The organism is Bacillus sp. FSL E2-8900 (assembly GCF_037966225.1).
Taxonomy (GTDB): Bacteria; Bacillota; Bacilli; order Bacillales; family Bacillaceae_G; genus Bacillus_A; species Bacillus_A cereus.
This window is the reverse complement of the sequence record NZ_CP150193.1, coordinates 2871924-2898076: the sequence shown is the minus strand read 5'-3', so window position 1 is coordinate 2898076 and position 26153 is coordinate 2871924. Positions and strand designations below refer to the sequence as shown.

Genomic DNA, 26153 nt, shown 5'->3' with positions numbered 1-26153 from the left:
AGGATAGCACCTTAGGGTGTCTTTTTTATGCTTTTTAAAAATGTCTTACCATATAATAGCTGAGTTTTGCTTTCAGTCTCCGATGCCCATTAAGCATAGAATAAAAATTCTGCACCATTTAAACTCTGATAACAATTCATACAATCAAGAATAATTGAGTTAATAGCTTTCGGTAGATTGCCATCATTTTTTTTATAATAGATTAGATTCATTGCCGTTTCAGACCTATGTATGAATTCATAATCTAATAGTAAAAGGAGGAATGATTAAAGGTATGGCGGTTAATGAGGAATCAATTTGTCAACAGTTTGCAAGAATCATTGGCGGTCAAGAAGGATTCGCCGGTGGGAAATGCGTGGCAACAATAAACCGAGATGAAATACGAGCAACAATCTTGGGAAAACGTTTTAGAGTAACAACTTCCTTTTCATTCGAATCACGAGACAATAAAACCGGACGGGCATTATGCCTAGGCCGAGTAGCACTCTTACAAAAAGAAGTCACTGAATTTGTGGCGACAATTATTAAACAAGGAATAATCGTTTCGTCTATACACAATGAGTGGTTATGTGATGATCCAAATTTAATTTACGTTAATATCGAAGACGTTGATGATCCACTAAATTTTGCAAGAAAAGTGAGAAGAGCGTTATGCACGTAATCAATTTCTTTAGTTAAACGAGTCATTATATTAAATTGAAAAGTTCAGCGTGTTGGATGGTTTTATAAAACGAAAGAAGGTGTTTCATATTTGGAATGCCTTTTCTTTATGTTTTCGTTACTAATGTGGGTGGTTAACTGATTACATGCTGTTTATCTTGCAACAGCAAGAAAACTGGATGAGGTATCTTTAAAGGTGTTTGACTGTCTATAGATACCATATTTTATCAAATGTTATTAGCATATCATAAAACGATAAGGGAGAAATCGCCAGAGAAATACGTCAAATTAGTCATTCCTTCTATAATCTAAAGGGACGATTTGGTTTTCGAAAAATAATAGGTAAATCATTTGACAATTAAAATAATCTACTTTAATATATGTGCCATAGCATATATATGGTGAAACAAATACATTCATTGTGAATGATTGACTGGTATGCTGTATCCTTTTATATCTTAATTTATAGAGGTGATATATGAACTTACATGATTTAATAGGCTATCTTGTTCACCGTACTGATGTGAAAATGACCAATTATTTTACGAAGAAATTAAAGCCGTATGGAGTTACGCCAGAGCAGTGGGGGATTATTAGTGTTCTTTGTAGCCAAAGGAGCACTACTCAAAAAGAGTTGGCGGAAGCTATTGATAAAGATCAAACTACTGTTGTTAGAATGATACAGTCAATGGAGAGAAAAGGGATTGTAAGGAAGGCTTTGAATGACCAAGATAGGCGTTCACATAACCTTTTTTTAACTGAAAAAGGCGACGAGCTAAAGAAAACAATCTTGCCTGTAGTGAAAGACGCTCACCATTTCGTTACGAGTAATTTGAGCGAGGAAGAAATTAAAGTATTACAATCGTTATTAAACAAATTGTATGATACACACTATTAATATTTGTTCCTTATTGATGCTATGCTATTCATAAGGAACAAACTTTGTTTTAGGTATTATATATGCTGTAGCATATAATTTTTTGTTTGGACGAATGGGAAGATAACTTTATTTTGTATGATATCTGATTCAGGGTCACTTTTTTGCTTAGTACCAGTCAAATTTTTTGTATTATATATGCTATAGCATGTAATTTCTGGCCCTTTAATATTGAAAAGGGTAATGTAAATTGAAGCGACTTCCATACGGGTAATCTCAGGAAATAGGATAAAGGTAGTGACTACTATCTGAACAATACTGAGTTTTTACCAAATAATAAGAAAGGTGTGATTACTATTTTAATTTTCATCAATATTGTAAAAGTAGTGTTGTTTCTGTTCTTTTTAATGACAGGAACGAAAATTATATCCGGGAAAATGGCAGATGAGTTCAAACGATTTGGTTTACCTTCGTTTTTTAATTTCTTAACTGGAGCTTTTGAGATTGTAGGAGCGATTGGAATGTTGATAGGAATCTGGATTCCAGTAATAGCTTTATGGGCAGGAGTGTTATTAGCTGGTACGATGCTTGCAGCCGCATTAACTCTAATTGTATTAGCGAGAGATCCCTTTAAGAAAGCGATACCTGCACTTGTTTTGTTTGTCCTTAGTTTAGGGATAAGTTTGTATCACATTTTTTAAAAATAACCGAAAACTATTAAACTTTCACTTTATGCGTTCAAGTTACTATCATTATGTGATTATTTTACAAATAGGGGGATTCTCAAATTAGTGCTTGAATAATAATAGCAATACGGATTTAGACATTACTATCATTTGAATCATAATCAGTAAAAGAACGGGAAGAATTTTATATTAAAATAGGAGTGAGTGAAGGTGGCATATTTACTACAAGTTGATTTTCCGTTTGAAGGTCCTTTTGGTGAAGAAATGGAAAAAACATTTTGGGATTTAGCAAATAGTATTAACGAAGAAGAAGGATTTCACTGGAAAATATGGACTGAGAATGAAGAAAAAAAAGAAGCTGGAGGCATTTATGTATTTGAGGAAAAACAAGATGCTGAAAAATACGCTGAAATGCACAAGAACAGACTTGAAGCAGTTGGTGTTAAAGATATTAGAGTAAGAATTTTTAACATCAATGAAAAATTAACGGAACTGAATCGTGGGTATATTAAATAATTTCGACAGTCGGAGCAAGCGTAAAAAGGAGGGGGGATAATCCCCTCTTTTTTAATTCTTAAATTGACGGTGAGGGGACTTGCACAAAAAAATCCCTATATAAATAGGGATTTGTATATCGGTATATTGTTCCTTGGAAAAGGATGTATGAAGTGTAATATATGAGAGTTCTTACATTTGTGAAAGTGATGTAAAAGTACTTTAAAGAAATTTTATTGAAATAATTTCTTCTCCTTTAATTCTTTCAGTCTGCTTTTTCTTAACGTTCCATGCCCATCAAGCTAAGAAAACAGATGAACCCAAAAACAAAAAAACTTCGCAAAATTTGTGAGAGAAAAGGAGAGATAAAGGTATTTTAACCTTATCTCTCTTTTTCTATATTAATTTATTTTCAGGTAAGGAGTTGATTAGTTATTACTAGTAATAAGAACGTGAAGAAGTGTTGATGCCGGTTGGAACTGTTGTAAAGGTTGAGGGGGGATGCAAGGAAATATCAGAGATGTGCATGATGATTTGGCGCAGGGGTATTAATCCATCTTCTATGAAATCGTGGGATTATATAAGCAGTTATTATCCTGGGGATTTTAAAATAAAACCTACCTAATTATAGAAGTGATTTGAACGTAAGGAAATTGTAAGAAATGCATAAGAAAAAAGAAATTTTTATTATGTAGGATACAAATATAGAGAAGCACAAAAGAGGGAGGATAAATAGGATTTATTTATACGAAAACCAAACTAGTAATAAGTACATTCTAAATAAAAAAATCATTTATGGTACTAACATACATGTGAAAAAGAGAGGTTTTACCGTTTGTTACGACAGTAGGGATAAAGCCAGAATAGTAGTTTATGTGATGTTTGTAATTGAACAAATAAAAGATGAAATTAATCATTTATCTAAGGAGGCATTTTTTTATGGAAAATAAATTATCTGGGGTGTTAGCCGCTACTTTAGCTCTAACGATGAGCCTGCCAACAGGAGCGATAGCGTCTTCTAGCAGTAAGGCTCCGGTTGTATCTAGCCAAGCAGTTGCTAGCAAAGATTTGGAGAAGATTGCTGCAGAGAACGCTGAACTACTCACGAAGTCCTATGAGACGACTAGCGTGCAGTATGCGCTGATTGATAATGGTAAACTTATTTTGTCGGGGCAGACAGGCAAGAACGACATAGAAGGGAAAGAACCATTAACTAAAGATACTCTATACGGAATTGGTTCAACCAGTAAAGTATATACAGCAGCGGCTGTTATGAAACTAGTAGACGAAGGAAAAGTTGATTTGGATGCTCCTGTTACTGGCTATATTCCTGAGTTCAAAATGAAAGATAAACGATATAAACGCATTACACCGCGTATGCTGTTGAATCACTCCTCAGGTTTGCAAGGTTCGACGTTCAATAATGCATTTTTATTTAAAGATAATGATGCTTATGCCCATGATATCTTGTTGCAACAATTGTCCAACCAAAACTTGAAGGCAGACCCTGGCGCGTTTTCAGTATACTGTAATGACGGTTTTACGCTGGCTGAGATCTTGGTAGAAAGAGTCAGCGGTATGAGTTTTACTGAATTTCTACATCAAAAGTTTACAGAGCCATTAAAACTGAATCAAACGATAACATCGCAAGACAAATGGGAAGACGAAAAGCGGGCTGGACAGTATTCTCCGACATACCAGGGACAGCTTCCAAGTGAAATGGTAAATGTGATTGGTACGGGAGGAATCTCCTCTACTGCAGAAGATGTGGTGCGATTCTCACAAATATTTATGGGACAGGGAAAAGAAATTCTCTCTAATAAAGCAATCAAGGCGATGGAACAAGAAGAATATAAAAAAGGAATGTGGCCAGGAGATAGCGGAAATATGTTCAACTATGGTCTTGGCTGGGATAGTGTGAAACTATACCCATTCAGTGAATATGGGATAAAAGCGTTGACTAAGGGTGGGGATACGATGCTGCAACATGCTACATTGGTCGTGCTTCCAGAACAGAAGATGGCAGCAGCTGTATTGTCCTCCGGTGGGAGCAGCATGACAAATCAACTATTGGCAAATAAATTACTGCTAGCTAGGCTTAAAGAGAAAGGGGCAATTAAGGATATAAAACCAGATAAATCCTTCGGCAAGCCAGTCAAGGCTAAAGTGCCTCAAGATGTGGTAAAAAAAGCAGGATTGTATGGAAATATCCAAAGCCATTTCAAAATAGAGATTACGAAGAAGGGAGAACTGTTTTTACCAACTAAACCGGAAGAAAAATATGTATATACGGCGGATGGAAGCTTTATAAATGAAAAGGGTACTTCCAAGCTTAACTTCGTCACTGAGAAGAATGGAAAAGTTTATTTAAGAGAGAGCACATATGAATTATCACCGGGATTGGGGCAAAATGTGCTGACTCACTATTTAGCTCAGAAATTAGAAAACAATGTGTTACCGAAGAAAACAGCTGCTGCATGGGCGAAGCGCGAGGGCGGCAAGTTCTACCTTGTTAACGAAAAATTTAATTCTATAAATTATCTAGGACAACAAATACCTCTTAACACACAAATTACGATCAAGGATGGCTATTGGGACGGCAAAAAAATTACAGGTCCGAATACGGCGACGCATCAAATTCAGATTCCTGTGATGAATGGGAGGGATACGAAGGAAGCTCATTTCTATACAGAGAATGGTACTGAATATATGGAGATGGCCAGCTTTTTATACGTCAGTGAATCTAACGTAAAATCCCTTGATGCAGGTCAATTATCGAAAGTTACACTGCAAAAAAATGGGCATGCGAAATGGTTTACGATTCCGCAAGAGGTAGCAGGGAAAACGATGAATGTGGAGTTGCCATCAGGAAGTTCATTCGCGGTGTATGATGGGAATGGAGTATGCGTCAATTTTAGCGTTGTTAGTAATAATAACAAAGTGAAACTACCAGAGAACGGAACAGTTGTATTTGCTGGCGAACCGAACTCCGAATTTACAGTCGCATTGAACTAGCTATAACTCGGGATAGACTTCAATAAAACAGTGCGACATGGAAAAGATATTTTATCTGTATCTTAAGTATTACCTTAAATGATATTACACTTAAATTCTTAGCTTAATAGCAATGGGATAGCACCACATGTCTACTAACCTAAGAAAATAAATCAACCCCATGTCCATCAAGCTAGTAAAAATAAATACCCCAAAAATAGTAAAATTGACATTCTCATAGTAAAAATGTAAAAAATTATTGTTTAGGGGCAGCGTAAAACATTAGTTTGATAGCGATATGGCGCTACTCATAAAAAAAGAAATAGGATAGAATATCCTATTTCTTTTTATTGATATAATAAAATGTAAAGAATAGATCCAAAGTAATGATAATAATTAGAAGTAACAAGTGTATAAGTGCATCAGTTTTTCCGTTTAGTAAAGACTTTACAAAGAAATCCCATTCTGTTTCATAGGGAGATTCTACCCAATTTCGTTGCAGACCTAACACCATTCCATTTATGAAATAGAAAATGCTTAATAGAATCCTTCCAACAAATAAGGCAACTATTTTTATATTCCAATCCTTTATCTTGATTACATAAAGGATTGGAAATAGTATCAGTATCCAAAAAAACAATAATAAAGACTGTATTTCCCATTCTCTCCTCCTAACAAAATGATTGTGTTTTTAATCTTGGTAAATTCTTAGGTTGGAGGTATGTTTCATTGTTACTGGTTAAAAACAAGGGGCGGAATTCCGGCTCCTTTTCTATCCCGCAAAATAAAGGTTTGCTTTATCTCTCCGTCTCAAAAAACTCAATCCACTCTCCATCAGGACCAGCGAAGAATATGTAACGTGTTTCATCTGGTAATGTTTCGATTTCTTCTCCTAGTAAAAAGGTTACTTTTTGTTTCTTCAGTCTTTCGATCTCATCCTCTAATGAATCCACTTTAAAGCAAATGTGATGTACTTTTCCTTCTGCCGGAAGAGAAGAGTTGTAGCCTTCAATGAGTTCTAGTATCGTTTCTTTTGATTCTTCCACACCTAAAAAAGCGAGTTTTAAGTCTGGATTTGGATGACCCATACGTTTCATGAGCTGTAAGCCGACTACTTCTTCATAAAATGAAATAGATGTTTCTAAGTTTGCAACCATAAGTCCAACGTGTTCAATTCTTCTAACTGGCATGTAGATTCCTTCTTTCTGAAAATTATACACAATATATTATTGAAAATTAAGAAAATAAGCAAGATAAAAACCTTACAAATTTTAGCGTGTTATATGGTATAGTGAGAAAGTATGTTTGGGGAGAAGGAAGGAGATTATACGATGAATACAACTACTCAAACTCCTTCATTATCGGAAACGATGAAAGAGTGGCATTATGCATTAGCATATGAAATTAAACATTGGAAAACGATAGGTGGTAGTAAAATTTCTATCATGAATGGTCGTTTTTTATATACAGATTATGAAAGTACAGTATACGTATTTCAGCTTATTTCGGAAGTAAGCTTACCTGAAGGTTCACCCATTCGAATTGAGTTTGATGGTGAGGAAGCGACAGGAGAAGTATTGTCTGTACATGGATTAGAAATAGAACTGAAATTAAATGATTATATACAAGGTGAAATACGAGAAGCTGTTTTATATAGTGAACCGTGGCAATTGTTAGAGCAACTACAAGAGAGGTTGAAGGAAGCACGTAAAGATAAGCTAAAACGTAATCGTATAAAGCGTCTTGTTGATGGGACGAGCAGTCCGAAACATATTGAGAAGATGAAAAATCCGAAAAATGAATTGGCATATCGTGCGTTTTATAATCCAACAACTTACGTATGGGGACCACCAGGAACAGGGAAGTCTTACAATTTATCACGTATTATTTCGGCTCATTATCAAAAAGGAAAATCGGTACTTGTGTTGGCTCATAGTAATGCGGCAGTAGACGTATTAATGAGTGAAGTAACGAAGCAAATTGAGAAGAAAAAGAAATGGATGCCTGGCGAAATTGTTCGTTACGGTTATAGTCAACATGAACATATACGAAATCATGAAACGTTACTTGCGTCGAAGTTAGTTGAAACGACGAACGGATCTTGGGGTGAGGAAAGACTCTATTTAGAAGAGACACGACAAGATCTTCGTGAAAAAATCTTATCGTATAAAGCAACATCTGCTGATAAGAAGCGTATACAAGAGATTGAAAGTGATCTTCGAAAGCAAAAGGCTAAAATTAAAGAAGTAGAAAAAGAATATATTGAAAATGCGAAAGTAATTGGTGCAACTTTATCAAAATGTGCCATTGATTCACTTATTTATGAGCGCACATTTGATTTAGTTGTTGTAGATGAAGTAAGTATGGCATATGTTCCGCAAATTGCATTAGCTGCTTCACTTGGAAAACGTATCGTCGTTTGCGGTGACTTTTTACAGTTACCTCCAATTGCGATGGCAAATCATGAACTCGTTCGCAAATGGCTTGGGGAAGATATGTTTTACCATGCTGGGATTGTTGAGTCTGTTAATAAATCAGAAGCACACCCAAACCTATTTATGTTGCAGGAACAAAGACGTATGCATGCGGATATATCGAAGTTTACGAATTCGTTTATTTATAAAAATAGAGTATACGATCATCCGTCTGTTTCAGAGCGTAAAGAACTTGCGCAATTGCAGCCGTTCGCAAATGAAGCGAGTGTTTTATTTGATACGAGCCAAATGGGAGCTTTTTCGTTAAAAGATGCTGCTTCTGGTTCACGTTTTAACATTATGTCTGGTTTAGTAGCAATGCAAATGATGTTAATCGGATTGTTAGACGGTGTGCAATCAATTGGTATTGTGACACCTTACAGGGCGCAGTCACGCTTTTTATCAACGTGTATTAGAGAAATGTTGCAGAGAACAAAATATCAAAACATACCAGTTTTAGCGGCGACAGTTCATAAGTTCCAAGGTTCTGAAAGAGATATGATGATCTTTGATACGGTTGACAGTTATCCGCAAGAACGACCTGGTGTATTATTCTTTGATCACAAAAACCATCGCCTCGTCAATGTAGCAGTGACAAGGGCGAGAGGGAAGTTCATTCAATTATCAGATTGCCATTATATGCGTAAAAACCTTTCTAGAAAACAAGCGTTATCACAATTAACAGCTCATATAGAACGTCACGGAGATGTGTATGATCGCACGACATCAAGACAATTGTGGGAACGGAAAATTTCGAAACGTTTACGCTGGTTTATGGAAATGAATCTTGAAGAGCCGAAAGGGTTATTAAAAGATATTTTAGCCGCAAAACGAAAAGTTATTATTTCACTTCCAAGTACAAAACAAGTGGATAAACGAGTATGGCAAGCGTTAATGCGTACAAATGCGCAAATAACAGTGTATAGTGATGGACCAGTTCCACTGAAAAATGTAAAGTTACAAAGACAAAATAAAGCATTCCCATTCTTAGTAATTGATGATGAAATCTTCTGGGCAGGCGCACCGCTTACATCTCAAATGATGTTTGAAGGTAGTACGGAATTTCCGTACGTATGTGCAAGACTGCAAGCACCTGAGACAATTGGTGTATTAAAAGGATTTTTAGATATTCGGTAAATTCGGATAGGAATTCCTTGACTTTTACTTGGAATGAACTTAGAATAAAAAATAATTTAATATAATTTTATGAAAATTCTTATCACGAGAGGTGGAGGGACTGGCCCTATGATACCTCGGCAGCGGATTCGTTATGAATACTGTGCCAATTCCAGCAAGGTAACTTGAAAGATAAGAAAGAAGCTCATTTTGACTGTATATACAGATGCCTCTTTCTATCTTTTAGAAAGAGGCTTTTTTATGTGAAAATAAAAGGAGGAAGAAAAATGGGAGCGACAGGAGTAGCGTCACAAAGAAAAACAATTGAAGAGAGTATCGAAAGAAATAAGGAAAAGTACATAGAAACAAGTCATGATATTCATGCGAATCCGGAAATTGGTAACCAAGAGTTTTATGCATCTAGAACGTTAAGTTTATTGCTAGGCAGTGCAGGATTTCAGTTGCAGCACAATATAGCTGGACATGAAACGGGATTTATCGCGCGAAAAAGCTCTGGAAAACAAGGACCTGCAATCGCATTTTTAGGGGAGTACGACGCTTTACCAGGACTAGGTCATGCGTGTGGTCACAATTTAATTGGCACAATTAGCGTTGCAGCAGCAATCGCATTATCAGAAACGCTTGAAGAAATTGGCGGGGAAGTTGTCGTGTTTGGTACGCCAGCAGAAGAAGGCGGGCCAAATGGTAGCGCGAAATCAAGTTATGTAAAGGCAGGTTTATTTAAAGACATTGATGCGGCGCTTATGATTCATCCGAGCGGAAAGACAGCAACAACGAGTCCTTCACTAGCAGTCGATCCACTTGATTTTCATTTTTACGGAAAAACAGCTCACGCTGCAGCTTCTCCAGAAGAAGGGATTAACGCATTAGATGCGGTTATTCAGCTCTATAACGGTATTAACGCACTTCGCCAACAACTTCCGTCAGATGTGAAAATTCATGGCATTATTACTGAGGGCGGAAAAGCACCTAATATTATTCCTGACTATGCCGCAGCAAGATTCTTCATCCGTGCAGCAACGAGAAAAAGATGCGCGGAAGTAACAGAAAAAGTAAGAAACATTGCTGAGGGAGCAGCATTAGCAACAGGTGCGAAAGTAAAAATCCATCAATTCCAAAATGAAATCGATGAACTACTCGTAACAAAAACATATAACGACATTGTAGCTGAAGAATTAGAATTACTAGGTGAAGATGTAAATCGTAAAGAAAGACTCGGGATCGGCTCAACTGACACAGGAAACGTAAGCCAAGTCGTACCGACAATTCATCCGTACATTAAAATCGGTCCAGATGATTTAATTGCGCATACGAATGAATTTAGAGAAGCAGCGCGTTCAGAATTAGGAGACAAAGCATTAATTACATCGGCAAAAGCATTAGCAAATACGGCGTATCGATTAATTATGGAAGAAGGGTTGTTAGAGAAGGTGAAGGCGGAGTTTAGAGAGGCGCAGAGGAATCAGGGATAATAAGGGGATTAAGGTGCTCTTTTCGCAGAGCAATCTAATTAATAAGTAGAGGTATAAAAAAGAACATTGAAAATCAATGTTCTTTTTTTGGTTACTAATCATTGATTTTGTTGGATTTTCTCATAAAGGAAAAGCTTGTACTGTTAGCGGAGGATAATACGTATCCCTTTATTAGAACGACAATTTCTCCTCAAACTCACTCTTTAAAATAATTAAAGGAGATGACAAGCCAAATTGCATTAAAGAGTCTAAAAATGCAGCGAGAGAATCCATCGAATCGCTCATGACCTTCATCATATAATTAAACTCCCCACTAATTCGATATAAATCTGTTACTTCAGGAGCGGCATTACAAAATTGAATAAAATCAGAGCATTGGCTCGTTTTAAACATGATGAATGCTTGAATGTTTTTATTAATTTTTGCAGGCTCAAATTTCGTTCGATAAGCCGCTATAACTCCTTGATCTTCAAGCTTGTTAATACGTTCTTTTACAGCAGGTTGCGTCATGGATATAATTCGTCCTATTTCTGAAACAGAAATTCTCGCATTTTCATACAACAAGTTCATAATTTTATGATCGATTTCATCCAATTTTACTGCGTTTGGCATTGTGTAGCCTCCTTATTTTATTTTTTTAAGTAAATAACAAATTATAACTATAATATTATAAGTGAACGGACTGAATTACCTATAAATCTATATTTAAAATTATTGGTGTTTGAATAAAAATATAAGTATAGGATTTATCGAATAGAAATTTAGGAAGGATGGAAAAAATGAAGAATCTTGATGGGAAGGTAGCGTTAGTAACAGGGGCGAGTCGTGGTATTGGTCGTGCGATTGCGAGGAGATTGGCAAACGATGGTGCATTAGTTGCGATTCACTACGGCCGAAATAAGGCAGCTGCAGATGAAACGATTAGTGATATTGAATCTAGTGGAGGAAAAGCGTTCTTAATTGAAGCTGAACTCAATTCAATTGATGGTGTCAAAAAGCTAGTAGAACAGTTAAAGAATGAATTACAAATAAAAGTTAGTACATCAGAGATTGATATTTTAGTAAACAACGCAGGGATAGGTACACAAGGGACGATTGAAAATACGACAGAAGAAGTTTTTGATGAAATTATGTCTGTAAATATTAAGGCACCGTTCTTCTTAATTCAGCAAACATTGCCGTTACTACGAGCAGAGGGGCGTATTATTAACATTTCATCAGCTGAAGTACGACTTGGTTTTACAGGCTCAATTGCATACGGCTTAAGTAAAGGTGCATTAAATACGATGACACTTCCTCTAGCTAAACATCTCGGAGAAAGAGGTATAACAGTGAATACAATTATGCCTGGATATACGAAGACAGATATTAATGCAAAATTGCTAGATGATCCGGAAATACGAAGTTTTGCTACGAATTCATCTGTGTTCGAACGAATAGGGCAAGTTGAAGATATTGCAGATGCAGTAGCATTCTTTGCTTCTGCTGATAGCCGCTGGATAACAGGGCAGATTTTAGATGTTTCTGGAGGGTTTTGTTTATAGGTGCACTACTCCATATCCATCAAGCTAATATTTTCATATCCCCCTAAATTTAAATTTTCTTTCTCTACAGATAGCTATTTTGAGAAGCCGCTCATTTTTTCGTTTTGGGGGCATTTCTTTTTCTTAAGTTGATGAGCATGTATGGTGACCTCTATTAGACGATAGTGAATTAACAATTTCGGGGTTCAGTTCAACTTTATTCAAAATAAGATTTTTTTGCAGTAAAATCAATGTTAGTGGAACTTTTTTAATCAAAATTTTTTCTAAATTAACATAAATACTTGCAATATTTAAATTAGTACTATATAGTTCTAGTTATGACAAAGGTAAAATTAATGAATCAAAGACGTGTGATTGAAGTAGCTGCAACATTATTTTTAGAAAAAGGGTTTGCTTATACAAGTATGGATGAATTAGTACGTGTAAGCAAAGTTTCAAAGTCTAATGTGTATTATCACTTTTCTAATAAGGAAGTATTATTAGAAGGGGTCGTTGATTATTGGATTGAAATGTATCAATCTGCAATTGATGACGTACTTTCTCAGAACCAATTTTTAGTTGAAGATCGTATCCAACTGTTTTTAAAGCAATTATCACAAGGAGTTCAGTCGAGAGAGTATAAGGGGAGCTGTCCATTTATTACTCTTTATATTCAAAGTCCTAAACAGGCCACGCAAATAAAAGAAAAAATAGGTCTTTTTTTTACAGGATTACAAAAGAAAGTTTCTCTATTACTTAAACAAGGGGTAGAGAATGGAGAATTCAGAAATACGATTCATATTGATGAGGTTGCATCACTTTTTATTACAAATCTTGAAGGAGCGTTATTTATTTCAGAAACATTGAAGGATGCAACTGTAATCACGAAAACAGCAGATCATTTTTTAAAATTGCTTCGATAAAAGAAGCATTTTTTTTACATCAAATTAGTACTGATTAGTACTAAAAAAGGGGATTTTATATGAGAACAGTATTTTTAACTGGTGGAACAGGCTTTATTGGAAAGCAATTAGTGAAAGAATTAGCCAAAGAGGATGTGAAAATTCTTCTTTTAGTGAGGTCGAAAAGTAAAGCAATACGCCTTTTTCAAGAAAGAGGCATCTTAAAAAAGGAAGTTATGCACTTTATTGAAGGTGATTTGACGAAAATAGATTTAGGTCTAAGTGCTGAAGATAAGGAGAGGGTATTGAAAACGGATGTGATTATTCACGCAGGAGGCCCCATGGATATTCAAGCGACAAGTAAAGAGGCAGCTTCCGTATTTTTAAATGGCGCCAAACATATTAGTGAATTAGCTAAAAGTATTCATCAATTGAAGGGCTTGCAACAATTTATTCATGTTGTAGGTTATATGAGTCCCTTTGATGATAAAAATAGCAAGATTGCAATTGATGTGTTTAAAGAAGGAAACAGTTATTTGAAAATAAAAAATCCATATGAGAGAACAAAATTTTTAGCAGATCTTTATATCCGTCAGCAGGCATCAGCAGTAGGTTATCCGCTTTCTGTAATTAATCCACCAACTGTAGTCGGTAGTAGCAAAACAGGGAGTACAGAGCAGATAGCAGGATTAGGTTTGCTTGTGATGAGTATGCGAAGAGGGCTCATGCCAGTGATTCCTGGAGGTAAGGGATATAGGTTACCACTTATTTCAAACGATGAGTTTGCGAAGTTTATTGTGCAGGTTTTCAGGTTGGAGCAACCGACTATTCAAACATATACACTTGTTGAAGACAAACAGCACGATCAGAACATGGCTGAGTTATTAAGTATTATGTCGGAAAGTATGAATATGAGGGCACCAAAAATCTCGGTTCCAATGCCGCTTATGAAAACAATTATGAATAGTGGAGTAAGTAAAATAACAAAAATTCCTTCTGATGGACTGAATTTTATTACAAAACGAAAATTTTCAAATGTTTCAGCGAAAAAAATTATGGGAGGAGATTGGTTTAGGAAGACGAGTGTAATGAAATTTTTCCCTGCCGTAGTAGCTGATCTGGATTATCGAATGATGTATCAAAATGGCCAGCATAATCATGTATTTAAACGAACATTATGCGATAACAATACCCTTTACCAATTACAAGGAGAGGGTAAACCGTTTATTTTATTACATGGTTTATTGAGTGATGGAGAGGATTTATTTCCTTTAGCACAAGAGCTTCATGAAAAAACTGGTCAACCTGTATGGATCTTGGATCTTCCAGGTTTGGGGCGTTCTCCTTTTAAACGAGATAAAAATCTTCTAAATATCTATTTGAATGTAGTGAAAAAGTTATTGGAGAAAGCTAAGAATGGTGCACATCTAATTGGTCATTCATTCGGTGCATTTATTCTTCTGGAAGCATTGGTACAAGAGTACATAGATAAGAAGTATGCAATCACTTTACTTCAGCCACCTGTAGTTAAAAAAAATGCTAAATCGCTAAATGTTCCTCAATTTATGAACAAATGGACATTAAAACTGGCAACTACTAATTTCATAGAGCGATATTTATTAAGTAATGGTTTGTTTGAAAGTATGGAGAGCATCCCTGAACATTATATCGAAAAAGTAAGTAACAGTTTTACTTCTCCTAGAATTTTAAATACTACGGTTCAGCTTAACAGTTTACTACTGAAAAAAGATCAAGGTGATTTCAAGGAAGTAACAAAGTATAATCTTCACATTATTTGGGGGGATTATGACAGAGGTTATTCTGCTCCATCGTATCTTGGTAAGGTTGATTTTGTTCCATATGGCCATCATTTTCCTCTTAGCCATCCGAGTGAAACGGCAACATTAGTAATGAAAAATAGTGATACTAGCAGATGAGAGTGTGGGATAAATAAAAAGTGTGTAGTAAAATCGTTGTGTTTTTGAAATAAAATCGTACTGTGTGGGGGCCCACCCCATCACTATCAGACTAAGAAACGCAAATACCTCAAAACGAAAAAATGAGCATTTTGTTACAAGATAGTACAAAATTTTGTTCTGGGGGTGCTATAAAATTTTAGCTTGATGGCGATGTGGGCATGGGGTCCCACCAACAAACCGCGAATTTCGTACGCTAAGCAAAATTTGAATGTACTAAAAACTTCCCGTAAGATGCATTCCCTACAACTTCATTTAGAAACTTGAAAAATACTGGGATTTTATATACGAATAGGATGAAAATGGTTTGTATACATAGTTGTGTTTTTGTCAGGGGGATAAGTTCCTAGTAAAATAAGGATACTATAATAAAAGAGAAAGCTTTGCATAATATGCAAAGCTTTCTCTTTATTTACTCACAAAATATCCAATTGTATAGATAATCCATAAGTGGACCGGATAGAAAATATAAAACATATATTTTGTTAATGAATTATTTACACCACGTTCTCCACTGTATAAGAAGAAGAATGGTAAAGCAAATATCATCATCCATTGGTTGTTAAAACCAAATAAACCCATTTCCGTAAAAATTTCTCCAGACATAAGTGATGTTGGTACCTCTATTAATGAAAGTAATACATATGTGATAATTAACCACATTTTCTTCTCTCTAAAGAAATAGAAGATTAATGTCATAATGACGCCAATATCACTTGCTTCTGTAAACAGTCCTAATATAGCCGCAATAATGGTAGCTGGAATTCCTAGTAAATAGTTTTTTGTACGTTTCGTATAATCAATCGTACAAAGTAAAACAATACTCATTCCAAGTGACAAGAAAATATTATTGTGAAGTCCACCTTCCCTTGGGAACAAGTACTGAATTAGCGCTGAACCTGCAAACATAATCGCTGCCCACATAAATACACGTGTAGCATACTTTGTACGATTTCGTGTATAGAAGAATCCTTCCACTACAAAATAGAAGAAAATTGGCGCTACAATACGTCCTGGATGATGCATCCACATTGGTATACCCGGAATGTAAGTATACACGTGGTCAATGACCATAAGGATCATTGCAAAAATCTTTAATTGAAAAGCATTTAACCTCATAATATATAAAACCTCCACTTTACATGTTACTCAGATACTATTAATCTTTTGAAAACACAGTTTTGTTTTCTTACATACACAATATACTTTCATAAAAAAGTATAAATTTTTTGTCCAAGAGGTTCTTTTATAAAAAATAGAACCTCTCGAATAGTAAAACTTTGGGTAAACTTGCTATATTATTTTTAGATGAAGTATCTAAAACATTAAATACATGTATTGTTAATTCATTAGTTTTTTCAAATAGTTTCGTCGTATGATGAAAAAGCTTATAACAAATAGCAATAAAAATATTCCTACACCTATTGCTGTGACTCCATAAAATGCTGATGAAAAATGGTTACGCATTCCAATCGTTATTCCACATAGAAGAATAGATGCAAGTGCAAACGGGATAAAAATTAAAGTTGCCAACTCCTTAGTCACCACAGTAACTAATTCTTTCGTAGAAAAGCCAAGTTTTCTGATTCCTGCATATTTTTCTTTTTCGCCTTCAAATGACGTTTGCAGATAGAAATAAAGAATACTCATTGCCGCGCTCAAAAAGATAAGGCTCAACATGAAACCGATAAAGAATAGGAGGCTCACTGTAGTTTTTTCAGTCTCGTAAAAATTAATTTTAGAAGAAATTAGGCGCTCATTTGGTATTGTTGAAATTTTGGAAAGAATCGTTTCAGACAAGTCGAGCTTTTCTGTCCAATTATCAATTTCATAAGCAAATACTTTAAATACAGGATAGTCAATCGTTTCATAAACAGCATCTGGGACGATATAGTACATCTTTTTAAAACCTGAAGTTAAAATATTTCGTTTCTCAAGGCCCGCATATTTAAGTTTTCCAAACGGGTAGTCACGAATAAATTCTGTACTTGGAAGAGCATAGTTATTTCCTGCTGCAACATAGTACTCATCATCCTTTAGTGAAATTTCCTTATGAAAGCCAAGTGCATTATAATTTGAAACCGACATAAAACCGATATTATGATCTTTATCTGTTTTAAATGCTGAATGATATGCATCGTATTTACCGTGTTTTGCTAATGAATTTTCAATAAATGAAATATCATCCTTTTCAACTTCCGTTGCATTTCCTGAGAGTGAGATATATTCAAAGCTGTACGGCTCTATTGATTCTACTCTCGTATCTATATTGTAATAGGAACTGTACAGTACATTTGTACATACAAACACACCTAGCAACAAAACTGTTAATAAATAGATAAGATAGGAATGTGAGCGTCCTTTGGCCTTTATGTTCGAAACGTAAAGCATATTTGTTTTTTGGTAATACGACGGTCGTTTTTGTAATACACGAATCGATAAAAACATTCCCTGCGTGATAATAAAATAAATGGCTAATAGCGAACTAACAAATAGTAAAATGTAATGGATCGTTCCAGATGATTCAACCCAATTCATTTCTAATATGAGCGATAGTGCTAAGAATACGCTCGTAATTACGGATAGTAACAACTTCCATGGTGCAGGCGCTATTAACTTTTCCTGTGTTACATCTGCTTTTAACAGATGAACAGCTTCTTCTTTGTTAATAAAACGTGTTATAAATTTAGAAACGATAAAGAATAAAATTGCAAATAGAAAAATCGTTAATGCGATAGCTTGCATTGGTATATACATACCAAAGCTACTCGCTTGTAAAACCCTTTTGGTGACCATTAAAAACAAAGGGGCGATTACAAGCCCAAGCACAATCGCTGTTAGAATTGCTACACCAGCAATAAGCATATTTTCTCTGAACACCATCTTACGCACTTGCTTCATAGATGCTCCAGTAATCATAAAAATGCCAAGGCTTTTCGTTTTCTTTTTCAAAAACGAAAACATCGAATAAATGATGAAAGCGAATGAAAAAATATACACAATACAGCTCGTAAGTATCATTACAAGGCTAAGTGTGCTTCCTGTTTGAATGATCGCCAGCATTGGATGGAATGCTACAATCGAAAATAAGAAAAATATCAAAATGGAAAATACACTGCTTAAAAAATAGGAAATATATGTCCATTTATCGCGCAAGATGTTTTGAAGGACAATATGATTAAAACTCATGCTGTCCACCACCTAAAAATGTAAGTGTGTCCATAATTTCTTGATAAAACTTCTGTTTATTATTGCCTCGATGCACCTCATTATAAAGAATACCGTCTTTTATAAAGATTACGCGATGTGCAAAACTAGCAACATAGGCATCATGTGTCACCATTAAAATAGCTGTGTTAAAGGTCTTGTTAATTGACTCAAACAAAGTCATAACATCATTTACCGCTTTAGAATCTAGGTTTCCAGTTGGTTCATCGGCTAATAATAATCCAGGTTCATGAATAACAGCTCGCGCAATTGCCACACGTTGTTTTTGTCCTCCTGAAATTTCAAATGTACGTTTCTTTAAAATTTCTTTAATACCTAAAAAAATTGCAACTTTCTCTAAACGTTTGCTCATTTCCTTAGCTTCTACAGAATCAAGTACCAAAGGTAATAAAATATTTTCCTCTACTGTTAAAGTATGAACAAGGTTAAAATCTTGAAAAACAAACCCTAATTCTGTACGACGAAACTTTGCTAGTTCAGTATCATTTAATTCATAAGGATTTTTCGAATTAATTGTAACTAATCCTTTAGTTGGAGGATCGATTGTGGAAATGCAGTTAAGGAATGTTGTTTTACCGCTACCGGAAGGACCCATTACGGCAACAAACTCATTCTTTTCTAAATGAAAATCAATCCCTTTTAATGCTTTATAAATAATTTCCCCTGTATAGTCCTTTTGAAGATTCTTTACATTTAAGATTGTGTTTAACATTAATATTTCACTCCTTTGTATCTTTCAGTATTTTAGTATAAATATGCTTGTAACTTCTTAACATCTCTCAATGTGACAGCAAGATGACAAAATTGTCACATTCAAAACGGCTACCTTATTTGGTAGCCGTTTCTATACTTCTTGAGAAATCTATTGTAAATGTTGTTTCATTATCTTTAGAATGTAGGTGGTATGGATGATTTAATGTAGTAAGGATCCTATTTACTAAATAAAGACCGATACCAGTTGCTTCCCCTTTTGTACGTCCTTTCGTTCCTGTGTAAAATAATTCAAAAACACGTTTTATTTCACTTTCAGGTATCGTTTCTCCTTTATTTTGAATGAATAACTGTCCATTTTCATAATGAATCATAATAGAAGAGTGTTTTTCGCCATATTTAACAGCGTTACTTAATAACTGGTAAACCACAACTTTTAGCCATTTACGATCTGAATAAAGCAATATATGCTCCGGTATGGTGCTTTTAGGAAAGATTTCTTCCTCAATAAAATAATCTCTTAAATCGTTAATAACTTCCTGTACGACATGCTTTAACAGAATTGGTTCTATTTTTAAATCAGCTAATAATTTAGTAGAGCGACTATACGTTAGTAACTGATTTAAAGAGAAGTTCAGTTTATCACATTCAACTTTTACTTTTTGCCACTCTGCAAGGGAATTTGGTTCCTTAAACTGATTGGACTGTATAAGCAGTTGAATGACAGAAAGTGGCGTTTTCATTTGATGAACTGCATGAGAAATCATTAATTGCTGATTATGTAAAGAACTCTTATACTCCTCTTCTTTTGATAAAAATAAGGATTGAATATATTGCAATTGAGTTGCGTATGCTTTCTCGTATGGAGCAATTGGCTGATAAATCATGAAACTGTCCGTATGGATGTTCTTGTTCCCAATATGTGCATACATTTTTTTACGACGTAAATAACGACCAAAAAGTAATACGATTAATAGAGAGCAGGCTAGAAATATAAAATAGGTATAATGATTTTCAAAACCATCTAATCGATGAATAACGATTGGTAAGCTAATAAATGTAATAATATAAAGAATAATAAAGCTCAAATGGTCTTTTAAAAATAACTTCATGTGAGTTTCTCCGTTAATTGATAGCCAATTCCTCGAATAGTTCTAATTTCTAAAGTAGAATGAATGGCTTCTAATTTCTTTCGTAATCTTGCAATATTTACTGTTAATGTATTTTCCTCTACAAATTCTTCCTCATCCCAAATGGCTGTAAGGAGTTGCTGTCTTGTTACAACATTAGGATATGATTCAAAGAACATTGTACATAGCTGGAATTCTTTTATCGTTAATAGCTCCTCCTGATTAGGTGCGCATAATCGTACAGTATCTAAGTTTAAAATTGTATTTCCTATTTTGAAAATTTTCTCCTGTACATTTCTGGCATATTCGCCATATATACGACGAATTTGTCCATTAATTTTTGCAAGAACGACTCCTAATAAAAAAGGTTTGGTAATGAAATCATCAGCTCCATTTTCAATGCCATATACTTGATCCGTCTCACTCATACGAGCAGAAAGAATCACAATGGGACAATTCGATATTTGTCTGATTTTACGGGACCAATAATAACCATCAAAGGCAGGAAGGGTAACATCCATTATGACGAGATGGGGTTGGAAATCTTGAAAAATTTCTAATACCTTTTGAAAATCTTCTACAATGAGGCAATGATATCCATATTTTTCGAGATGTTCTTTTAGTGTATCCGCTATATTTATTTCATCTTCAACAATCAATAATTTATACATTTCATCCTCCGATTTATTTATTAACTTTATCTCATACCTTAATTTTAAATCATTATTACTTATGGTCAAAATGAGACACATTCTTATACTATATAAGAATAATCTTTATCTCAAAGTTATATGATCTTTACATCAGAACTAAAGAGGGGTATCTTCTCTAAAAGAATCGTTTTCATCTCGTTCAGAGTAAATAGGCTTTTTTGAATATTCATAAAAAACTAATGCTAAGTAATTTTTAACAATTGAGAGATAAAATCGAAAAATCAAGATATTTTTCAATTTGAAAGGGAATGCCAATAACATTAAATAAATTTTCAACACCCTTAAGAAAGACTTTCTTTGATTATAGCTGCCATTTTGGCAGCTATTTTTATCTCACAAAAAGGGGCTGATTAGTAGAAGGGGAAATTTTCTATATTTCTTTTTTTATTGGGAACATCTCATATATTTTTTCAGTTAAAGATTGAGGAGACTCTCTTGACGATCTTTTGATCCAATCAATGAAGACATTAAAGAATCCACCAATAAAAAATAATGCTTGAGCTTTGCTCATGTTATTACTGATCGGATTGTCTGTTTCAAATATAGATTTTATTGCGGAATTAACATAATCAAGAAGAAGACCAGACATATTGGAATCTATTATGTTTTTCATTAGGATACGCTCATTGGCCATAAAACTTATTAAACCTTCTATAAAAAGTTGAAGACTATCATGAGAATCTAAATAAGTAATTTCTTCTAAAAATTTGTCGATACCTTTTTGCATAGAGGCATTAAGCACATCGTAAATGGTACGATAGTATTTGTAAAATGTAACTCTTGCAACTCCAGCTTTTTTGCAAAGTTCCGTAACTGTTATATCCTCCAATTTTTTTTCTTGCAGCAGCAGACCCAAAGCTTCTGTAATGTATTCTTGGGAATATATACCATCCTGACGTGAGTTTCTCAGCGCTAACACATCCTTTCATTTTGTTAGTTTTAGCTTCTATTTATCTAAAAGTGCTTGAAAAACCACCCCTCTCTTTTATACTTACATGTGTAAGTGCTAATGTTAATACAAATGTTTCGATAATGACTATGCTTATTCTATAAAAGGAATTTGATTACTGTCAATGTATGCAAAAAGGTCATTTGAAACCATGTACTTACTATTGTAAATAACGAAGTTGGAGGAGATTAAAATAGCAAAGTATCTTTACAAATTAGGTGGTTGGGCAGCAAAACATGGGAAGAGTATTGTTTTTAGTACCTTAGGAATTTTATTCATCTTGGGGGTACTAGCTGGAAGTTTAGGTCCCTCTTTCAATGATGAGTTAACGATTCCAGGCACACCAGCTGAGAAGGCAAGCAAGTTGTTAGAAAAAGAATTCCCTGAATCTCAAAGTGCTGGTGCCCAAATTAAAATAGTTTTTAAAGCCCCAAAAGATCAGACATTAGATTCGGAACAGGTAAATAAAGTGATTACGGATACTTTGTCTGATATTAAAAAAGATGATTCAAATGTTGAATCAATTGCAACCCCTATGCAACTTAAAAATTTAACCAAAGATAATACCATGGGGTATGCTGTTGTCAATTATAAAAATGATGCTGAAGATATAAAGGAATCGTCTAAGAAGAATGTATTAAACAAAATTGAACAAACTCGTGAGGAGGGAATCCAAACGGAGTTAACCGGTGATGTGAAATTTACTGTAGTCGAATCAAATGGTGAATCGGAGGCTATTGGAATAGTTATTGCCTTTATAATTTTGGCGATTACATTCACATCTTTCCTAGCAGCTGGGATGCCTATTATCACTGCTATTATAGGATTAGGAACTGGAATGCTCGTAGTTATGATAGGCTCTAATTTTATTGAATTGCAGGATCTTTCGCTTTCAGTGGCTATCATGTTGGGAATAGCCGTTGGAATTGATTATGCTTTATTTATTATGACTCGATTTAGACAACAACTTGGCGAAGGACATTCCGTTAAAGAATCTATTGCTATAGCAACTGGTACTGCAGGGAGTGCCGTTGTTTTTGCTGGAATCACTGTAATAATTGGACTTCTTGGATTATCTGTCATGAAGATTCCTTTTTTAACCAAGATGGGAGCAGTATCATCTATTAGTATATTAAGTGCTGTATTGGTTTCCATTATCGTACTTCCAGCTTTACTAGGAATAGTAGGGCATAGATTTCATCCCTCTACAGGAAATAAATTCTTGAAAAAAATTACAGGTGCAAAAGAAGGCAAAGTACCTTCGAATAAATGGGGAAAGCTTGTCACAAAACATCCGTTAGTTATGTCTTTCCTGGCTATCGCATTACTTGCTGTCATTAGTCTTCCATTTTTCCATATGAACCTAGGACTGCCCGATGACGGGGATACCATGTCAAAAGATACAACGGAAAGAAAAGCATATGATCTCATGACAGAAGCATACGGGGAAGGTGTTCACTCTTCTCTAGTTGTGGCAGCAAAAATAGATAGTAAAAAACAAGACCCACAAAAGACACAAAAAGCAATGGCGGAGATTACAGAAGAAATTGGTGAGCTAAAGAATGTTAAGAGTGTAACACCAGCTTTCCCTAATTCTTCTGGTGACGTTTTTATTATCACTGTGACCCCAAAAACGGGACCAAATGATATAGAAACAAAGAATCTTGTGAAGCATATTCGAGAAAAGTCGAATATAACCAAAAAAGAAAATGACATTGAGTTATTAGTTACTGGTACAACGGCGGTCAATATAGATATAACAGAAAAGCTAAATACAGCATTACCTATATTCGCAGTGCTTGTAGTAGGACTGGCATACGTCCTGTTAGTGTTAGTATTTAGATCCCTATTACTTCCTTTAAAAGCAGTAGTAGGCTTCCTCCTTTCATTGGCTGCAACACTAGGATTTGCCGTGTTTGTTATTCAAGATGGAAATCTTCTTGATTTATTTGGTTTCCCTTCTTCTAGCGCAATTCTTGCCTTCTTGCCAATCCTTACAATTGGTATCCTTTTTGGGTTAGCAATGGACTATGAAGTGTTTCTTGCAAGTCGTATGCGGGAAGTTTACACGCATACAGGCAATCCAAAGGAAGCTATACTTGCAGGGATGAGAGACAGCGGAAAAGTTGTAGCTGCAGCAGGATTAATCATGATAGCTGTATTTTTTGGCTTTATGCTTATGCCAGACCCAATGGTAAAGGCTATAGGGATGAGTCTAGCATTTGGAGTTCTATTTGATGCTTTTGTGGTTAGGCTGACGATTGTTCCTGCCGTTATGACATTGATGGGAAAAGCAGCTTGGTATATGCCGAAATGGCTGGATAAGATTCTTCCAAATATAGATGTTGAAGGTGAATCTATCTTGCATAAATCAGAAAGTAAAGATAAAAAAGTGGGATAAGCGTAGCTATGAGTTAAGGTTTGATAGAAAATATCGTTTGAACCAACATGGGGTTTAGCCGAGATACCAAGAGAAAAAGAACCAGCAGAAGTTCGAGTAATTTTCTTTGGAAAACATGGTGAATTACGAGAACGAGCGCTACAAGATTAGCTTCAAAGAAGTAGCGCACTAAACCTTTTAATTAATGCGATTAGTGTATGGAATACGGTTTATTTAAATGAAGCAATAAAAGTTTTGAAGAAAAAATTTGATGAAGAGATATTAAAACATATTTTTCTATTAGGGTGGGAACATATTAATTTCCTAGGAGAATACCGATTTAATAAGAAAGAAATTGCACCTTTGGAATCTCTTCGACCACTACAAACAAATTAACAGTAAAAAGCCGATTATCCTGAAGTGAACCCCGAAAACGGGACACCTATCAAAACACCTAAACCACTTGTTCCCTAAATTCTTTAGGGGATAGGTGGTTTAATTTTCTTGAATTCGCACACAATTGTAGTAATGAATGTATTCTAGCACAATCTTTCGCACAGTTGTGTTGGATACTTTTGTTATCTCTTGTGAATAGAAAGCTTCACTTTTCAAATGACCAAAGAAGCTTTCCATGACGGCATTATCATGGCAATTTCCTCTCCGGGACATGCTGGTGATCATGCCGTTTTCTTTGGCATACGCTTGAAATTCTTTTGCTGTATAAATACTTCCTTGATCCGAGTGAAGAATGACATCTTTTACTCTTCGCCCTCTCATTGCTTGTTTCAATGTCTTCATCGCTAATGTCAGTGTTTGTGATTCGCTGATGACACAACTAATAATTTCACGATTAAAGGCATCCATGATCGTTGATAAATACAAGGTACGTTCTCCAAATAAGAGATACGTCACATCTGTAAACCACTTTTCATTTGGTCTGGATGCATCGAATTCACGCTCCAATCGATGAGGGGCTACCATTGGTTCCGCACCATTGATATATTTCTTTTTCTTTCGACGTACTTTTGAAAGAATGTGATTTCGTCTCATGATTCGTAATACTTTTTTATGATTCACACACAGCCCATTTTCCGAAGAGTTGCGGTCACTCTTCGATATCCATATCGTAATTTATGCCGAAGACAAACATCCTTTATTTTCTCTTCTATCTCATCTCTCAAGTCCACTGTTCGTTGTAACCAACGATAAAATGTAGACCGGGGTAATTCTAATACATTACACAATTCTTTTACCGTTAGTTTTGTTTTTAAATTGGTCCATAAAGTAACTACAGTTTCTGGTTTCAGCCCCTTTCGATTTCCAGATACTTTCCCCATACAAGTAATTTTGTTTTTAGATGTTTATTTTCTAAACGTAGCTGTTCTAATTCACTGAGCTCTTTTGGTCCTTTTCCATAAGAATATTGTTTTCCTACAGGTTGTTGAAAACGATACGTTTGATCTGTACGATACCATTTCATCCATGTCTTAATTTGGGAAACATTTTTAATTCCGAGTTTCTCCATAATTGCACGATTTGAATAACCGTCTTTCTTCATTTCAATGACTTTCCACTTTGTTTCTTCTGGGTAATGAACTCTTGTCTTCAAACGAAAAACACCTCCAATGAATTTGCATACTTAGTATGCGAATTCAGGAGGTGTTTTTTTCATGTACCACTATTCGGGTTCACTTCATCCCTTAGCGTACTGGAAATCGGCTTTTTCTATGTGGAAATCCGCTTAGCGTACGAAATTCGCGTTTTGTTGGTGGGACTCCATTCTATATTAGTAACAAAAAATATTTATGAAAGGTCTGCTTTCTTGTCTCATTAGGAGAAAATGATA

Annotated in this window: 19 protein-coding genes, 3 pseudogenes and 1 riboswitch; of the genes and pseudogenes, 12 read left to right on the top strand and 10 right to left on the bottom strand. The window is 35.0% G+C overall.

The features are described from left to right. The first annotated feature begins 274 nt into the window (after nucleotides 1-274). The 5 genes from NST90_RS14830 to NST90_RS14810 all read left to right on the top strand — a co-directional run bounded on the left by NST90_RS14830 (nucleotide 275) and on the right by NST90_RS14810 (nucleotide 5733). Nucleotides 275-661 (top strand): DUF1259 domain-containing protein, encoded by a 387-nt coding sequence (locus NST90_RS14830; RefSeq protein WP_001986336.1) that lies wholly within the window; start codon nucleotides 275-277, stop codon nucleotides 659-661. A gap of 477 nt (nucleotides 662-1138) precedes the next feature. Beyond that, entirely contained in the window at nucleotides 1139-1558 is a 420-nt protein-coding gene (locus tag NST90_RS14825) for a MarR family winged helix-turn-helix transcriptional regulator (protein ID WP_001048566.1), read from the top strand. A 329-nt stretch (nucleotides 1559-1887) separates the two neighbouring features. Next, a complete protein-coding gene (locus NST90_RS14820) occupies nucleotides 1888-2238 on the top strand; it encodes a DoxX family protein (RefSeq protein ID WP_029960785.1) in 351 nt (116 codons plus the stop codon). A 195-nt stretch (nucleotides 2239-2433) separates the two neighbouring features. Then, on the top strand, nucleotides 2434-2739 hold the full coding sequence (locus NST90_RS14815) for a monooxygenase (RefSeq protein ID WP_000323774.1): 306 nt from the start codon (nucleotides 2434-2436) through the stop codon (nucleotides 2737-2739). Nucleotides 2740-3657: 918 nt separating this feature from the next. Next, the gene (locus NST90_RS14810; RefSeq protein ID WP_000428428.1) at nucleotides 3658-5733 is read left to right on the top strand and encodes a serine hydrolase domain-containing protein; all 2076 of its coding nucleotides are present in this window, start codon (nucleotides 3658-3660) and stop codon (nucleotides 5731-5733) included. Nucleotides 5734-6049: 316 nt separating this feature from the next. Here NST90_RS14810 and NST90_RS14805 read toward each other — a convergent pair. Together NST90_RS14805 and NST90_RS14800 are read right to left on the bottom strand one after the other, a co-directional pair. After that, nucleotides 6050-6374 (bottom strand): annotated as a pseudogene (locus NST90_RS14805) (hypothetical protein). A gap of 135 nt (nucleotides 6375-6509) precedes the next feature. Then, nucleotides 6510-6902, bottom strand: coding sequence for a VOC family protein (locus NST90_RS14800; protein WP_001145285.1), 393 nt, complete (start codon nucleotides 6900-6902; stop codon nucleotides 6510-6512). 111 nt (nucleotides 6903-7013) lie between these two features. Here NST90_RS14800 and NST90_RS14795 point away from each other — a divergent pair, with 111 nt between their 5' ends. Beyond that, the gene (locus NST90_RS14795; protein WP_283748153.1) at nucleotides 7014-9323 is read left to right on the top strand and encodes an AAA domain-containing protein; all 2310 of its coding nucleotides are present in this window, start codon (nucleotides 7014-7016) and stop codon (nucleotides 9321-9323) included. Between the two features lie 76 nt (nucleotides 9324-9399). Beyond that, a riboswitch (SAM riboswitch) is annotated at nucleotides 9400-9501 on the top strand. 88 nt (nucleotides 9502-9589) lie between these two features. Further along, on the top strand, nucleotides 9590-10795 hold the full coding sequence (locus NST90_RS14790; RefSeq protein WP_283748154.1) for a M20 family metallopeptidase: 1206 nt from the start codon (nucleotides 9590-9592) through the stop codon (nucleotides 10793-10795). Nucleotides 10796-10966: 171 nt separating this feature from the next. Here NST90_RS14790 and NST90_RS14785 read toward each other — a convergent pair whose 3' ends face one another. Continuing rightward, a complete protein-coding gene (locus NST90_RS14785) occupies nucleotides 10967-11407 on the bottom strand; it encodes an Lrp/AsnC family transcriptional regulator (protein WP_001132318.1) in 441 nt (146 codons plus the stop codon). Between the two features lie 167 nt (nucleotides 11408-11574). Here NST90_RS14785 and NST90_RS14780 point away from each other — a divergent pair, with 167 nt between their 5' ends. The 3 genes from NST90_RS14780 (at nucleotide 11575) to NST90_RS14770 (ending at nucleotide 15157) form a co-directional block, all read left to right on the top strand. After that, nucleotides 11575-12339, top strand: a complete 765-nt coding sequence (locus tag NST90_RS14780) for an SDR family oxidoreductase (RefSeq protein WP_000792678.1) — start codon at nucleotides 11575-11577, stop codon at nucleotides 12337-12339. Between the two features lie 335 nt (nucleotides 12340-12674). Next, a complete protein-coding gene (locus tag NST90_RS14775; protein WP_001076337.1) occupies nucleotides 12675-13241 on the top strand; it encodes a TetR/AcrR family transcriptional regulator in 567 nt (188 codons plus the stop codon). A gap of 59 nt (nucleotides 13242-13300) precedes the next feature. Next, a complete protein-coding gene (locus tag NST90_RS14770) occupies nucleotides 13301-15157 on the top strand; it encodes an alpha/beta fold hydrolase (RefSeq protein WP_001261145.1) in 1857 nt (618 codons plus the stop codon). Nucleotides 15158-15604: 447 nt separating this feature from the next. Here the strand turns inward: NST90_RS14770 and NST90_RS14765 are convergent, their stop codons facing one another. The 6 genes from NST90_RS14765 to NST90_RS14740 all read right to left on the bottom strand — a co-directional run bounded on the left by NST90_RS14765 (nucleotide 15605) and on the right by NST90_RS14740 (nucleotide 21897). Continuing rightward, nucleotides 15605-16315 (bottom strand): TraX family protein, encoded by a 711-nt coding sequence (locus NST90_RS14765; protein ID WP_001238740.1) that lies wholly within the window; start codon nucleotides 16313-16315, stop codon nucleotides 15605-15607. Between the two features lie 222 nt (nucleotides 16316-16537). Then, the gene (locus NST90_RS14760) at nucleotides 16538-18385 is read right to left on the bottom strand and encodes an ABC transporter permease (RefSeq protein ID WP_000009434.1); all 1848 of its coding nucleotides are present in this window, start codon (nucleotides 18383-18385) and stop codon (nucleotides 16538-16540) included. Further along, on the bottom strand, nucleotides 18375-19136 hold the full coding sequence (locus tag NST90_RS14755; RefSeq protein ID WP_000935297.1) for an ABC transporter ATP-binding protein: 762 nt from the start codon (nucleotides 19134-19136) through the stop codon (nucleotides 18375-18377). The genes NST90_RS14760 and NST90_RS14755 overlap by 11 nt, the downstream gene beginning before the upstream one ends. A gap of 115 nt (nucleotides 19137-19251) precedes the next feature. Then, complete coding sequence (locus NST90_RS14750; RefSeq protein ID WP_000765292.1) at nucleotides 19252-20247, bottom strand: HAMP domain-containing sensor histidine kinase; 996 nt, start codon at nucleotides 20245-20247, stop codon at nucleotides 19252-19254. Next, nucleotides 20244-20936: a response regulator transcription factor gene (locus tag NST90_RS14745; RefSeq protein WP_000277459.1), complete on the bottom strand. Its 693-nt coding sequence runs from the start codon at nucleotides 20934-20936 to the stop codon at nucleotides 20244-20246. Before NST90_RS14745 ends, NST90_RS14750 begins: the two co-directional genes overlap by 4 nt. A gap of 412 nt (nucleotides 20937-21348) precedes the next feature. Further along, nucleotides 21349-21897, bottom strand: a complete 549-nt coding sequence (locus tag NST90_RS14740; protein WP_001986429.1) for a TetR/AcrR family transcriptional regulator — start codon at nucleotides 21895-21897, stop codon at nucleotides 21349-21351. A 208-nt stretch (nucleotides 21898-22105) separates the two neighbouring features. Here NST90_RS14740 and NST90_RS14735 point away from each other — a divergent pair, with 208 nt between their 5' ends. Together NST90_RS14735 and NST90_RS14730 are read left to right on the top strand one after the other, a co-directional pair. After that, nucleotides 22106-24328, top strand: a complete 2223-nt coding sequence (locus NST90_RS14735) for an MMPL family transporter (RefSeq protein ID WP_000391146.1) — start codon at nucleotides 22106-22108, stop codon at nucleotides 24326-24328. Between the two features lie 93 nt (nucleotides 24329-24421). Continuing rightward, nucleotides 24422-24703, top strand: a pseudogene (locus NST90_RS14730) (Tn3 family transposase); the annotation flags it as partial. A gap of 58 nt (nucleotides 24704-24761) precedes the next feature. Here the strand turns inward: NST90_RS14730 and NST90_RS14725 are convergent. Beyond that, nucleotides 24762-25916: pseudogene (locus NST90_RS14725) on the bottom strand (IS3 family transposase). Between the last annotated feature and the right edge of the window lie 237 nt (nucleotides 25917-26153).

Coding starts and splice junctions, on each gene's coding strand:
- NST90_RS14825 (WP_001048566.1), top strand. CDS start 1,139: ATGAACTTACATGATTTAATAGGCTATCTTGTTCACCGTACTGATGTG.
- NST90_RS14745 (WP_000277459.1), bottom strand. CDS start 20,936: ATGTATAAATTATTGATTGTTGAAGATGAAATAAATATAGCGGATACA.
- NST90_RS14750 (WP_000765292.1), bottom strand. CDS start 20,247: ATGAAGTTATTTTTAAAAGACCATTTGAGCTTTATTATTCTTTATATT.
- NST90_RS14790 (WP_283748154.1), top strand. CDS start 9,590: ATGGGAGCGACAGGAGTAGCGTCACAAAGAAAAACAATTGAAGAGAGT.
- NST90_RS14785 (WP_001132318.1), bottom strand. CDS start 11,407: ATGCCAAACGCAGTAAAATTGGATGAAATCGATCATAAAATTATGAAC.
- NST90_RS14775 (WP_001076337.1), top strand. CDS start 12,675: ATGAATCAAAGACGTGTGATTGAAGTAGCTGCAACATTATTTTTAGAA.
- NST90_RS14760 (WP_000009434.1), bottom strand. CDS start 18,385: ATGAGTTTTAATCATATTGTCCTTCAAAACATCTTGCGCGATAAATGG.
- NST90_RS14800 (WP_001145285.1), bottom strand. CDS start 6,902: ATGCCAGTTAGAAGAATTGAACACGTTGGACTTATGGTTGCAAACTTA.
- NST90_RS14810 (WP_000428428.1), top strand. CDS start 3,658: ATGGAAAATAAATTATCTGGGGTGTTAGCCGCTACTTTAGCTCTAACG.
- NST90_RS14780 (WP_000792678.1), top strand. CDS start 11,575: ATGAAGAATCTTGATGGGAAGGTAGCGTTAGTAACAGGGGCGAGTCGT.
- NST90_RS14765 (WP_001238740.1), bottom strand. CDS start 16,315: ATGAGGTTAAATGCTTTTCAATTAAAGATTTTTGCAATGATCCTTATG.
- NST90_RS14770 (WP_001261145.1), top strand. CDS start 13,301: ATGAGAACAGTATTTTTAACTGGTGGAACAGGCTTTATTGGAAAGCAA.
- NST90_RS14830 (WP_001986336.1), top strand. CDS start 275: ATGGCGGTTAATGAGGAATCAATTTGTCAACAGTTTGCAAGAATCATT.
- NST90_RS14755 (WP_000935297.1), bottom strand. CDS start 19,136: ATGTTAAACACAATCTTAAATGTAAAGAATCTTCAAAAGGACTATACA.
- NST90_RS14795 (WP_283748153.1), top strand. CDS start 7,014: ATGTTTGGGGAGAAGGAAGGAGATTATACGATGAATACAACTACTCAA.